Here is a 12,225-nt window from a genome sequence, read left to right as displayed (position 1 = left end):
GCTCAGAAGTCGCCCTCGGCCACCTGGAAGACCGTCAGGCCGAGGGCGCGCCACATCCGGACCACCTGCATCCGGTCGTCGAAGACCCCGGCCACCCGGTAGCGGGGCCGGATCTCCCGTTCGTAGATCTCGCGCTTGACGACGGCGTCCTTGCGGGAGTCGCCGATCGCGCGCAGGTGCAGGGCCAGGTAGGGCACCCGGACGTGCCGGGCGAGCCAGGCCACGGTGTCGGCCCGGGCCGAGGCGTCCCGGCCGGAGCAGAACACCACCCCGTACCCGGCGGCGTGCATCGCCCGGACCGCCGCGATCACCGCATCGTTCGGCACGTCCTCACCCACCCGGGTCATGTCGTACGGGCTGCGGGAGACGTTCAGCGCCACGGTGCCGTCGATGTCCACCAGGACGATCTCCGGCGGCCCGCCCCGCGCGTCGTGCACCCGGGCCGGGCCGCCGGGGGCGACCTCCGGCACCGGCAGCGGCAGCGGCCGGTCGGCCAGGTAGCGGTGGTGCAGCCGCCGGATCGCCTCCTCGCCCACCCGGTCGGCCTCCGGCCGCGCGGCGTCCCGGCGCAGGCACTCGTCCAGGGGTACGTCGGTGAAGTCGTGCACCTCGAAGCCGGCCCCGCAGTCGGCGGCCAGCCGCGCCCAGTCCCGCAGCGTCCGGGCGCGCAGGTTGGTGTCGTCCACGCACACGCTGACCCGGCCCCGCAGCAGCGCCTCCACCTGCGCCCGTTGCGCCCGGGTGACCTGGGCCTCCGCCCACTGGGTGAACAGCCGCTCGCCGTGCAGCATGCGGCGCAGGTCGTCCCGGTTCACCCGGACCACCGAGGGCTGGAGGGTGCGGGCGAAGGTGGTCTTGCCCGAGGCGGGCAGCCCCCGGGTGGCGATCAGCCGGGGCGGCCGCCGCGTCGCGGCCGGTTTCTCGGGCGAACCGGACACCAGACCACGGTACGCCGGGGCGCGTCCGGCCACGGGCGGCGGAGGAATGTGCCCCCGGCCGGGCGGGAATGCTCAGGGGCGCGGGTGCGTTGACGAGGCCGGACCCGCTGTGCGGCCCGCCTACCGGGTCGGCTCACGCCCATGGCACACTGGTCAATCGGCCACTGGTTCCGGTTCACGCCCGAGCCCGGCGCGCATCCCGCGCGGCCGGCGTACGGCGACCCGGCGACCACCGACGAGAGGACCGAGGCGACATGAAAGCCAACATCCACCCGGAGTACGTGACCACCGAGGTCACCTGCTCCTGCGGCAACTCCTTCACGACCCGCAGCACCGCCAAGGGCGGCTCGATCCACGTCGAGACCTGCAGCGCCTGCCACCCGTTCTACACCGGTAAGCAGCGCGTCCTCGACACCGCGGGCCGGGTCGCGAAGTTCCAGCAGAAGTACGCCAAGGTTCAGGCCAAGAAGGCCAAGTAACTGCGTGTTCGGCGCCCGCGTCCGGTTTCGTGCCGGGCGCGGGCGCCGTCCGTATTGCTTCCCTTCTCTCCGGCCGGTCGCCGGCCGCCCCCGTCGTCGAAGGAGCACCCGAGCATGAGCAGCGAGCGCCTGGCCGCCCTTCTCGACGAGTACGCCGAGCTGGAGAAGCGGCTCGCGGACCCGGCCATCCACGCCGACCAGGGCACGGCCCGCCGGGTCGGCCGCCGGTACGCGGAGCTGGTCCCCGTGCAGAAGGCGGCGGCCGAGCTGGAGCAGGCTCGCGCCGACCTGGCCGCGGCGAAGGAGCTGGCGGCCGAGGACCCGTCCTTCGCCGCCGAGGCCGAGTCGATCGCCGCCAGCCTGCCGGCGCTGGAGGAACGCCTCGCCGAGCTGCTGATCCCGCGCGACCCGCACGACGCCAAGGACGTGATCGTCGAGATCAAGGCCGGCGAGGGCGGCGAGGAGTCCGCCCTCTTCGCCGGCGACCTGCTGCGGATGTACACCCGGTACGCCGAGCGGCGCGGCTGGCTCACCGAGGTCATCGACGCGCAGGACTCGGACCTGGGCGGCGTCAAGGACGTCTCGCTGGCGATCAAGACCAAGGGCGTGCCGGAGGGCGGCAACGGGGTCTGGTCCCGGCTCAAGTGGGAGGGCGGCGTGCACCGGGTGCAGCGCGTCCCGGTCACCGAGTCGCAGGGCCGTATCCACACCAGCGCCGCCGGCGTGCTCGTGCTGCCCGAGGCCGAGGAGGTCGACGTCACGATCGACCCGAACGAGCTGCGCATCGACGTGTTCCGTTCGTCCGGCCCGGGCGGGCAGTCGGTGAACACCACCGACTCGGCGGTGCGGATCACCCACCTGCCGACCGGCATCGTGGTCTCCTGCCAGAACGAGAAGTCCCAGCTGCAGAACCGGGAGCAGGCGATGCGCATCCTGCGGGCCCGGCTGCTCGCCGCCGCCCAGGAGCAGGCCGACGCCGCCGCCTCGGACGCCCGCAAGGCGCAGGTGCGTACGGTCGACCGCTCCGAGCGCATCCGCACGTACAACTTCCCGCAGAACCGGATCACCGACCACCGGATCGGCTACACGGCGTACAACCTGGACCTGGCGCTGGCCGGCGAGCTGGACGGCGTCCTGGACGCCCTCGCCGAGGCCGACCGCGCCGCCCGCCTCGTGGGCGACACGGAACTCACCCGCCGCTGACCCGGGTCAGGAGGCGCGGGGGCGGGTCTTCGCCCGCAGCATCTCCCGGTCGGCGGCCTCGAACGCCGCGCCGAGGGCGTCGCGCGGCCCCGGGCCGGTGGCGTTGACCTCGGCGAAGCCGATGGGCACGCCGACCGGGGTGCCGGGCACCAGGGACTCCCAGTCCTCGGTGCGTACCGCCGCCTCGATCCGGCGGGCCACCTCGGCCGCGTCGGCCATGCCCGCGCCGGCGAGCACCACCACGAACTCGTCGCCGCCGTAGCGGGCCACGAAGTCGCCCCGGCGCATCACCCGGTTGATCACCCCGGCGATGCGCTGGAGGACCAGGTCGCCGGAGTGGTGGCCGTGCCGGGTGTTGACCGCCTTGAAGCCGTCCAGGTCGCAGACGCCGATCACCACCTGCTCCCCGGCGGCCACGACCGCCGCGATGTAGCGCTCCAGCCGGCGGCGGTTGGGCAACCCGGTCAGCGGATCGGTGAGCGCCTCGCCCTCGTAGCGGGCCGCCTCGCGGCGCATCTCCTCGTGGTCGATCCGGGCGGCGATGCCGTCGATGTAGACGTCCCGCAGCCGGTCGTTGCGCTGCGCGGCGAGCCGGAACGCGTGCCGGTCGGCCCGGTGCGCCGACGCGTGGTCACCGCCGCGGGCGTACGCGATGCTGCGCAGCCGGGCCGGCTCGGCCGCGCCGAGGGTCTCGTGGGACACCCGGGCGGCGTCCAGCAGGGTGACGGCCTCGATCGGGTTGCCGGCCGCGATGGCCAGGCACACCCGGCCGAGCTGGCGCATGTCCCGGGCCCGGGCGCTGTCCGCGCCGTGTCTGAGCAGCCGGCACGGGTCGGCGTCCGTGCCCGTCTCCACCCGGTCGCCCAGCGCGGCCCGCCGTGCCGCCGCGTAGCCGTACGCCGCGAGGCTGCTCGGGCGCAGCTGGTCGGCCCGCCCGCCGCGCAGAAACCGGCTCAGGTCGGCGGCCACGTCCCGGAGCACCCGCAGGCAGCCGTCGCTGTCGCCGGTGTGGTCGAGGGCGGCGGCGTTGCGCAGCCGGATCCCGGGGGCGGCGAACGTCTCCTCCGGGATGCCGGCCGCCAGCCCGAGCTGCCGGGCGCGCTCGATCGCGCCGAGCGCGTACCCGTGGAAGCTGAGGTACGAGTAGGCCATCGCCAGGTCGTGCCAGGCCCACGCGGTGTCCCGGTCCGGGTCCTCCACCGCGCCGAGCGCCCGCGCGGCCTTGACCAGGTGGGTGACGCACCGGTCGAGCGCCCCCGCGACCTCCTTGTCGGCGCGCCCTGGCGTACCGGCTCGTGGCGCGAACCGGCGACGCTTCATGATTATGTCGTGACCCCTTTCCCGCAACACCCGTCCGAAGGGACAGAACGCCTGCGCCCCTCGGCGGTCGTGGCGCGGGCGGCCCGCGCCCTCGGCGCGGCGGGGATCGAGGCGCCCCGCGCCGAGGCCGAGCTGCTGGCCGCGTACGTGCTGGGGGTCTCCCGGGGTCGGCTGGCGCTGGCCGGCGGCCTCACCCCGGACCAGCTCGACCGGTACGACGACCTGGTCGCCCGCCGGGTGGCCCGGGAGCCGTTGCAGCACCTCACCGGCAGCGCCGCCTTCCGGCACCTGGAGCTGGCGGTCGGCCCGGGCGTCTTCGTGCCCCGGCCGGAGACCGAGCTGCTCGCCGGCTGGGGGATCGACCGGGCCCGGGGGGCCGGGCGCCCGCTGGTGGTGGACCTGTGCAGCGGCTCGGGCGCGATCGCGCTCTCGGTCGCTCAGGAGGCGCCCGACGCCCGGGTGGTGGCGGTGGAGCGGTCGCCGGACGCGCTGCGGTGGCTGCGCCGCAACGCCGCCGACCGGATCGCCGCCGGGGACCGGCCGGTGGCGGTGGTCGCCGCCGACGTCACCGCCCCGGACCTGCTGGCGGAGCTGGCCGGGCGGGTGGACGTGCTGCTGTGCAACCCGCCGTACGTGCCCCGCGCGGTGGCCGTACCCCCGGAGGTGGCCGCCCACGACCCGGACGAGGCGGTCTTCGGCGGCGCGGACGGGCTTGCGGTGATCAGGCCGGTGGTGGCGCGCGCCGCGGAGCTGCTGCGCCCCGGCGGGGTGCTCGGCGTCGAGCACGACGACACGCACGGCGGCGCGGTGCCCGCCCTGCTCGCCGCCGACGGCCGGTACGAGGTGGTGGAGGAGCACCGGGACCTGGCGGGGCGGCCCCGCTTCGCCACCGCCCTTCGCCGGGCACGCTGACGTCGTCCCCGCCGGCGCGGGCACGCGTCGCCGGGAACGACGCGTCCCCAGGCCGGGGGGCGGGAACGCCGCGCACGCCGACCGGGCCGCGGCGTGGCAGACTGGCTCCTCGTGATGCTCTACGACTGCCGGTCGCCGGCCGACCGGGACCGCGGCGTCGCCGCTGCCATCGAGGCGGTCAAGAACGGCGAACTGGTCGTCCTGCCGACGGACACGGTCTACGGGATCGGCGCCGACGCCTTCACGCCGTACGCGGTGAAGGCGCTCGCGGACGCCAAGGGCGGCACCCGGCAGGCGCCACCGGTGCTGATCGGCTCCCGGCACACCCTCGACGGGCTGACCTTCTCGCTTCCGCGGGCGGCCCGCGACCTGGTCGAGGCGTTCTGGCCGGGCGCGCTGACCATCGTGATCGAGCACTCGCCGAGCCTGTCGTGGGACCTCGGCGACGACAGCGGCACCGTCGCCGTGCGGATGCCGCTGCACCCGGTCGCGCTGGAGGTGCTGCGGGAGACCGGCCCGATGGCGGTCGCCTCGGCCAACCGGATCGGCCAGGCGGCCGCGGTCACCGCCGAGGAGGCCCGGGACCAGCTCGGTTACGCCGTGCGGGCGTACCTGGAGGCCGGGCCGTGCCCGGACCCGGTGCCGAGCACGATCGTCGACCTCACCGGGGACGTGCCCCGGGTGGTGCGCGGCGGGGCGATCCCGATGGAGAAGCTGCGGGACGTGGTGCCCGACATCGTCGAGAGCCGGGTGGGCTGAGGTGCCGCCGTTCACCGTCCTGCACGTCTGCATGGGCAACATCTGCCGCTCGCCCATGGCCGAGCGGCTGCTGGCGCTGGCCGTCCGCGAGCGGCTGGCGCGGCGCGGCCTGGACCCGGTCGGCGCGGACGAGTTGCTGCACAGCCACAGCGCCGGCACCGGCGGCTGGCACGCGGGCGAGGAGATGAACCCGCCGGCCGCCCGGCAGGTGGTCTCGCGCGGCGGCGACGTCGCCGGGTTCGCCGCCCGCAAGCTGCGCTCCGACCTCATCGACGCCGCCGACCTCGTGCTCACCGCCACCGCCGACCAGCAGGAGTACGTCGTGGCGCTGCGGCCCGACGCCGCGTCCCGCACCTTCGTGCTGGGCGAGTTCGGCCGGCTGCTGGGCGCCGTCGACGCCGCCGCGCTGCCGCCGGCCGACGCCGGCCCGGAGGCCGCGTACGCCCGGGGGCTGGCCCTGGTCGCCGCCGTGGACGCCGCCCGGCAGGGCGCCTCCCCGCTGCACACCGACGACCTCGACGACCCGTGGGGGCGCGGCGACCAGTGCTTCAGCCGGGTGGCCGACGAGATCGAGGAGACCGTCCACCCGCTGGCCGCGGCCCTGCTGCCCTGACGGCCGCCCGGGCCGCCCTCCGGGTGACCGCCGGACGGGGCCCGGCCGGGTATCGGCGGGGCCGGGCGTCGTGTCCGGCCCCGCGTCGCTTGTTCTCCCCGTGGAATCCGTACCCCTTTCGGGAAAAAGGGTCGGGTTTGAGCCGTTGCGTAGCCATGCTGGACGGGTCCGCACCTGACCGGCTCCTGCGGGGAGAGCTGATGATCCGGGTTCGTCTCGACAAGCTGTTCACCGTCCTGATCGCCGGCGCGCTCGCCGGCCTGGCGCTCGCGGTCGTGGCACTGCCGGCCGCGCTGGTGTACGGGGTCGGCGCCAGCCAACTCGCGGGCCTCACCGGCGGCCTGCCCGATTCGCTGCTGACGCCGCCGACTGCCCAGCGGTCCACCCTCTACGCCAAAGACGGCACCACTCCGATCACCTCGTTCTACGCCGAGGACCGGGTGGACGTGCCGCTGGCCGAGGTGGCGCCGGTGATGCGCCAGGCGATCGTCGCCGCCGAGGACGTCCGGTTCTACCAGCACCACGGCGTGGACGTGCGGGGCGTGCTGCGGGCGCTCACGGTCAACACCCGCGACGGGGGAAACCGGCAGGGCGCCTCCACGCTGACCATGCAGTACGTCCGCAACGTGCTCGGCACGGACCCGCGGCTGACCGAGGACCAGCGGGCCAAGGCCACCGAGATCACGAAGGCCCGCAAGCTCAAGGAGATGCGGTACGCCCTGGCGCTGGAGCAGAAGCTGAACAAGGACGAGATCCTCGGCCGCTACCTCAACATCGCGTACTTCGGCGCCGGGGCGTACGGGGTGGCCGCCGCCAGCAAGCGGTACTTCTCCAAGCCGCCGAGCGAGCTCACCCTCGCCGAGGCGAGCCTGCTCGCCGGGCTGGTCCAGTCGCCGCACACCGACGACCCGATCAACGGCGACGCCGACGCGGCGCTGGCCCGCCGGGCGTACGTGCTGGACCAGTTGGTCAAGGCCGGCCACGTCGCGCCCGACGCGGCGGCGGCGGCCAAGGCCGAGCAGTTGGCGCTGAAGCCGAGCGCGACGCCGAACGACTGCACGGCGGTGCCCGAGCAGCACCAGGACTGGGGCTTCTTCTGCGACTGGTTCAGCCGCTGGTGGAGCGAGCAGCCGGCGTTCGGCGCGAACCCGGACGAGCGGCAGCGCACCCTGCGCCGGGGCGGCTTCCGGATCGTCTCCTCGTTCGACCCGGCCGTGCAGCAGAGCGCCATGGAGCAGGTGCTGCGGACCTACGACGTCGACGACCGCCGCGCGGCGCCGACCGCCGTGGTGCAGCCGGGCACGGGCCGGGTCCTCGCCCTGGCGGTGAACCGGAACTACAGCGTGGCGGCCAACCCGCCGGGCTGGAAGAACCGCCCGAACACGGTCAACCAGCTCGTGGCGGGGGGCGGGGCGATCGAGGGCTACCAGGCCGGCTCGACCTTCAAGCTCTTCACCATGCTCGCCGCGCTGGAGGCCGGGCTGCCGCTGGCCACCGATTTCGACGCCCCGGGCCGCCTCGTCACGGGGTACCCGACCGGTGGCGGGCCCGCCTCCTGCGACGGGCGGTGGTGCCCGTCCAACGCGGACCCGTCGATGGACGGCTACCGGACGATGTGGGACGCCTTCGGACGCTCGGTCAACACGTACTTCGCCTGGCTGATCGAGCGGGTCGGCGCGGACCGGGCGGTCGAGATGGCCCAGCGGCTCGGCATCAAGTTCCGTTCCGCGTCCGACGCCCGGCTGGCCCGATACGGCGCGAAGGGCTGGGGGCCGTTCACCCTGGGCGTCTCCGCCACGACCCCGCTCGACCTGGCCAACGCGTACGCGACGCTGGCGGCGGAGGGGACATACTGCGCGCCCACGCCCATCGTCTCGATCACCGACGGCGCCGGCCAGCCGGTCGCCGCCGGGCGTCCCGAGTGCCGACCGGTGCTCGACCCCGAGGTGGCCCGGGCCGCGACGGACGCCGCCCGCTGCCCGGTGGGGGACCAGTCGATGTACCGCGAGTGCGACGGCGGCACGGCCCCCGACCTGCGGGAGCGGCTGCGCCGGCCGGTGGCCGGCAAGACCGGCAGTTCGGAGCACAACGGGACGGAGACGGTGGTCGCCTTCACCCCGCAGCTCGCCGTCGCCTCGATGGCGGCGAACCCCGACGACCCGCAGGACGCCGTCGGCGGGGCCGTCGTGTCCGACCTGATCGACGTCGTCGGCCGGGTCCTCTCCGACACCCTGCGCGGTCAGCCGGCGCGCGACTTCGTTCCGCCCAGTGAGTCGGTCGCCTTCCGGCGGACGGCCGAGCGGACCGGCAACTGATCCGGCCCCGGCCGGTGCCGAGCGGGCCGGACACGGCTCAGGAGCGGGCGGCGACCCGCTCGGCGCCCCGGGCGATGTTGCGGGCCATGCCGCCGAAGACGACCGCGTGGAACGGGGCCACCGAGCTCCAGTAGGCGTGGCCGGCGAGCCCGCGGGGGAGGAAGACGGCGCGCTGGACGTACCGGCTGCGGCCCCCGTCGGCGGGCTCGGCGCGCATCTCCAGCCAGGCGCGGCCGGGCAGCCGCATCTCGGCGCGCAGCCGCAGCAGCCGCCCCGGCTCGATCTCCTCGACCCGCCAGAAGTCCAGCGCCTCGCCGACCCGCAGGTGGTGCGGGTCGCGCCGGCCCCGGCGCAGCCCGACGCCGCCGACCAGCCGGTCCAGCCAGCCGCGCACCGCCCAGGCGAGCGGGAAGGAGTACCAGCCGTGCTCCCCGCCGACGCCCTCGATCACCCGCCAGAGCGCGGCCGGCGGCGCGTCCACGGCGCGGGTGCGTACGTCGGTGTAGGCGGTGCCGCCGGCCCACCCCGGGTCGCTGGGCAGCGGCTCGGCCGGGGCGTTCGGCACGCTCGCGGTGGACCAGCGGGTCTCCACCGCCGCGTCGCGGACCTTGGCCAGCGCCAGCCGCACCGCGTCGTCGAAGCCGGTCAGCCCGCCCGGCGGGTCCGGGACGTACCGGGCGATGTCGTGCTCGTGGGCCACCGACTCGTGGGTCAGGCTCTCCACCAGCGGGCGGGCGATCGCGTTCGGCACCGGCGTGACCAGCCCGACCCAGTACGAGGACAGCGCCGGGGTCAGCGGCCGTACCCGCACGACGACCCGCCGGCGCAGCCCGGCGACGTAGGCGTACCGCTGCATCATGGCCTCGAAGGTGAGCACGTCGGGGCCGCCGATGTCGAAGGCGCGGTTGACCTCCGGCGGCAGGGTGGCGCAGCCGGCCAGGTAGCGCAGCACGTCCCGGACGGCGACCGGCTGGACCCGGCTGCGGACCCAGCGCGGGGTGAGCATCACGGGCAGCCGCTCGGTCAGGTACCGCAGCATCTCGAACGACGCCGAACCCGACCCGATGATCACCGCCGCCCTCAGCACCGCCGTCGGCACCCCGCTGGCCAGCAGGATCCGTCCCACCTCGGCCCGCGAGCGCAGGTGCGGCGACTCGGCCCGGTCGGCCGCCGCCGGCTCCGGCCCGCCGAGGTAGACGATCCGCCGTACGCCAGCGCCGCGGGCCGCGGCGGCGAAGTTCGCCGCCGCCTCCCGGTCGGCCTTCGCGAAGCCGGCCTGCCCGAGCGAGTGCACGAGGTAGTACGCGACGTCCACGCCGTCGAACGCGGCCGGCAGGGTCTCCGGCGCGCGCAGGTCCGCCTCGGCGATTTCGGCGTCCGCGGCCCACGGCACGTCGCGCAGCCGGCCGGCGTGACGGGCCAGGCAGCGTACGGTGTGTCCCTCGGCGAGCAGCCGGGGCGCGAGGCGCCCACCGACGTACCCGGTGGCGCCCGTGACGAGGCATCTCACGGCCTCCAGTGTGCGGCCCCATAGACTTCTTCGTCGTGGAGAACGCGACGAGCACCTTCTGGGGGCCGGACTTCGACCAGCTCAGCGCCACCGACCCGGAGATAGCGGGGGTGGTGCTCGGCGAGTTGGACCGGCTGCGCGGCGGCCTGCAGCTGATCGCCAGCGAGAACCTGACCTCGCCGGCGGTCCTCGCCGTGCTCGGCTCGACGCTGACCAACAAGTACGCCGAGGGCTACCCGGGCCGGCGCTACTACGGCGGCTGCGGCGAGGTGGACCGGGCCGAGGAGATCGGCCTTGCCCGGGCGAAGGAGTTGTTCGGCGCCGAGCACGCCAACCTCCAGCCGCACTCCGGGGCGAGCGCCAACCTGGCCGCGTACGCCGCGCTGGTGCAGCCGGGCGACACGGTGCTGGCGATGGACCTGCCGCACGGCGGGCACCTGACCCACGGCAGCCGGGTGAACTTCTCCGGCCGGTGGTTCGCCACCGTCGGCTACCGGGTCCGCCGCGACACGGAGCTGATCGACTACGACGAGGTGCGCGACCTGGCCCTCGCGCACCGGCCAAAAATGATCATCTGCGGGGCGACCGCCTATCCGCGGCTGATCGACTTCGCCCGGTTCCGCGAGATCGCCGACGAGGTGGACGCCTACCTGATGGTGGACGCCGCGCACTTCATCGGGCTGGTCGCGGGCGGGGCCATCCCGTCGCCGGTGCCGTACGCCGACGTCGTCTGCTTCACCACCCACAAGGTGCTGCGCGGCCCGCGCGGCGGCATGATCCTCTGCCGGGAGTCGCTGGCCCAGCGGATCGACAAGGCCGTCTTCCCGTTCACCCAGGGCGGCCCGCTGATGCACGCCGTCGCGGCCAAGGCGGTCGCCCTGCGCGAGGCCGCCCAGCCGGAGTTCCGGGCGTACGCCGCCCAGGTGGTGGCCAACGCCCGGGCGCTCGCCGACGGGCTGGCCGCCGAGGGCATGCGCCCGGTGTCCGGGGGCACGGACACCCACCTCGCGCTGGTCGACCTGCGGGAGGCCGGGGTGACCGGCGCGGAGGCCGAGGCCCGCTGCGACGCCGCGACGATCACCCTGAACAAGAACGCGATCCCGTACGACCCGCAGAAGCCGATGGTCGCCTCCGGCGTCCGGGTGGGCACCCCGAGCGTCACCACCCAGGGCATGCGGGAGGGGGAGATGCGGCAGGTCGCCGCGCTCATCGCCCGCGCGGTGCGTACCGACCCGGCCGCCCCCGGCGGCGCCGACGAGCTGACCCGGATCGCCGCCGACGTGGCCGACCTGGTCGCCGCCTTCCCGGCGTACCCCCGTGGCTGAGCCGACGGCGGACGCGGCGCGGGCCGCCGCGGACCGGGGCTGGCGGCTGCGCCACCTGCCGGTGCTGGTGCTCTCCTCGGTGGTGCTGGCGGCGCTCGGCGCGGCCGTCGGCGGCGTCACCGGCGGCGCCGACGCGGCGCTCGGGGTGGCCGCCGGGGTGGCCGTCACCGCCCTCAGCTACACGCTGACCACGGTCGTGCTGGCCTGGGCCGACGCCCGCAACCCGCAGTTGGTGTTGCCGTTCGGCGTCGGCCTTTACGTCGCCAAGCTCACCCTGCTCGGCGGGGTGATGGTGCTGGTCGCGTCGAGCGGCTGGGCGGGGCTGGTCCCGCTCTGCCTCGGCATCGCGGCCGGCGTGGCGGTGTGGACCGGCGTGCACATCTGGTGGCTGACCACGGTGCACACCCGCCGCCAGCAGGGCTGATCCGCCCCGCCGTCCCACGCTTCGGACGACGCGCCAATGTGTCCGGTACCGGTCATTCTCTCGCTGGCGTGAGGGGAGTAGCGTGCCCACAGACGATTTTCCCGCCCGACGCCCACACAACGACGGTTGTGCGGGGGGTGAGGCACAGCCTCGTCTGCATGGCTGATATCGTTCGCCCCGTCATGGCTGGTGACCAAACCCCCCGACCCAGTGGCGGCCCGGACGAACCTCCGACCGGAGCCGGCCAGGGTTGGACCGCGCTCAGCTACCTGATCGCGGGCATGCTCGTGTGGGGCTTCATCGGCTGGCTGGTCGACCAGTGGCTCGACACCGGCGGCATCGCCACCGGGATCGGCGTCGTGCTCGGCATGGCCGGGGGGATCGTCCTGGTCGTCCGCCGACTGGGCACGCCTACTTAGGAAGGGAC

At 75.1% G+C, this 12,225-nt stretch carries 11 protein-coding genes and 1 pseudogene; 9 read left to right on the top strand and 3 right to left on the bottom strand.

The annotated features are described in order from the left end of the window. Positions 1–2 precede the first annotated feature (2 nt). Positions 3–938 (bottom strand): phosphatase domain-containing protein, encoded by a 936-nt coding sequence (locus tag JD77_RS06115; RefSeq protein ID WP_145773416.1) that lies wholly within the window; start codon positions 936–938, stop codon positions 3–5. A gap of 254 nt (positions 939–1,192) precedes the next feature. Between JD77_RS06115 and rpmE the strand changes: the two genes are divergently transcribed. Both rpmE and prfA read left to right on the top strand, forming a co-directional pair. Further along, on the top strand, positions 1,193–1,417 hold the full coding sequence (gene rpmE, locus JD77_RS06110) for a 50S ribosomal protein L31 (RefSeq protein WP_091450875.1): 225 nt from the start codon (positions 1,193–1,195) through the stop codon (positions 1,415–1,417). Positions 1,418–1,531: 114 nt separating this feature from the next. Then, positions 1,532–2,620, top strand: coding sequence for a peptide chain release factor 1 (prfA, locus tag JD77_RS06105; RefSeq protein ID WP_145773415.1), 1,089 nt, complete (start codon positions 1,532–1,534; stop codon positions 2,618–2,620). A gap of 6 nt (positions 2,621–2,626) precedes the next feature. On the opposite strand, the pseudogene JD77_RS06100 reads toward prfA, so the two are convergent. After that, positions 2,627–3,877, bottom strand: a pseudogene (locus tag JD77_RS06100) (GGDEF domain-containing protein); the annotation flags it as partial. Positions 3,878–3,949: 72 nt separating this feature from the next. Here JD77_RS06100 and prmC point away from each other — a divergent pair. The 4 genes from prmC (at position 3,950) to JD77_RS06080 (ending at position 8,539) form a co-directional block, all read left to right on the top strand. Continuing rightward, the gene (prmC, locus tag JD77_RS06095; protein ID WP_145773414.1) at positions 3,950–4,852 is read left to right on the top strand and encodes a peptide chain release factor N(5)-glutamine methyltransferase; all 903 of its coding nucleotides are present in this window, start codon (positions 3,950–3,952) and stop codon (positions 4,850–4,852) included. A 114-nt stretch (positions 4,853–4,966) separates the two neighbouring features. Further along, entirely contained in the window at positions 4,967–5,611 is a 645-nt protein-coding gene (locus tag JD77_RS06090; protein ID WP_145777438.1) for an L-threonylcarbamoyladenylate synthase, read from the top strand. Position 5,612: 1 nt separating this feature from the next. Then, a complete protein-coding gene (locus JD77_RS06085) occupies positions 5,613–6,224 on the top strand; it encodes an arsenate reductase/protein-tyrosine-phosphatase family protein (RefSeq protein ID WP_145773413.1) in 612 nt (203 codons plus the stop codon). A gap of 200 nt (positions 6,225–6,424) precedes the next feature. After that, entirely contained in the window at positions 6,425–8,539 is a 2,115-nt protein-coding gene (locus JD77_RS06080; RefSeq protein WP_145773412.1) for a transglycosylase domain-containing protein, read from the top strand. 37 nt (positions 8,540–8,576) lie between these two features. Here the strand turns inward: JD77_RS06080 and JD77_RS06075 are convergent, their stop codons facing one another. Further along, a complete protein-coding gene (locus tag JD77_RS06075; protein WP_145773411.1) occupies positions 8,577–10,049 on the bottom strand; it encodes an SDR family oxidoreductase in 1,473 nt (490 codons plus the stop codon). Between the two features lie 35 nt (positions 10,050–10,084). Between JD77_RS06075 and JD77_RS06070 the strand changes: the two genes are divergently transcribed. The 3 genes from JD77_RS06070 to JD77_RS06060 all read left to right on the top strand — a co-directional run bounded on the left by JD77_RS06070 (position 10,085) and on the right by JD77_RS06060 (position 12,217). Beyond that, positions 10,085–11,374: a serine hydroxymethyltransferase gene (locus JD77_RS06070; protein WP_211372500.1), complete on the top strand. Its 1,290-nt coding sequence runs from the start codon at positions 10,085–10,087 to the stop codon at positions 11,372–11,374. Continuing rightward, a complete protein-coding gene (locus tag JD77_RS06065; protein ID WP_145773409.1) occupies positions 11,367–11,798 on the top strand; it encodes a hypothetical protein in 432 nt (143 codons plus the stop codon). The genes JD77_RS06070 and JD77_RS06065 overlap by 8 nt, the downstream gene beginning before the upstream one ends. Before the next feature lie 182 nt (positions 11,799–11,980). Continuing rightward, positions 11,981–12,217, top strand: a complete 237-nt coding sequence (locus JD77_RS06060; protein ID WP_145773408.1) for an AtpZ/AtpI family protein — start codon at positions 11,981–11,983, stop codon at positions 12,215–12,217. Positions 12,218–12,225: the final 8 nt, after the last annotated feature.

The organism is Micromonospora olivasterospora (assembly GCF_007830265.1).
Lineage (GTDB): Bacteria > Actinomycetota > Actinomycetes > Mycobacteriales > Micromonosporaceae > Micromonospora > Micromonospora olivasterospora.
The sequence above is the reverse complement of the archived record's forward strand: the minus strand, read 5'-3'. Positions and strand labels throughout refer to the sequence as shown.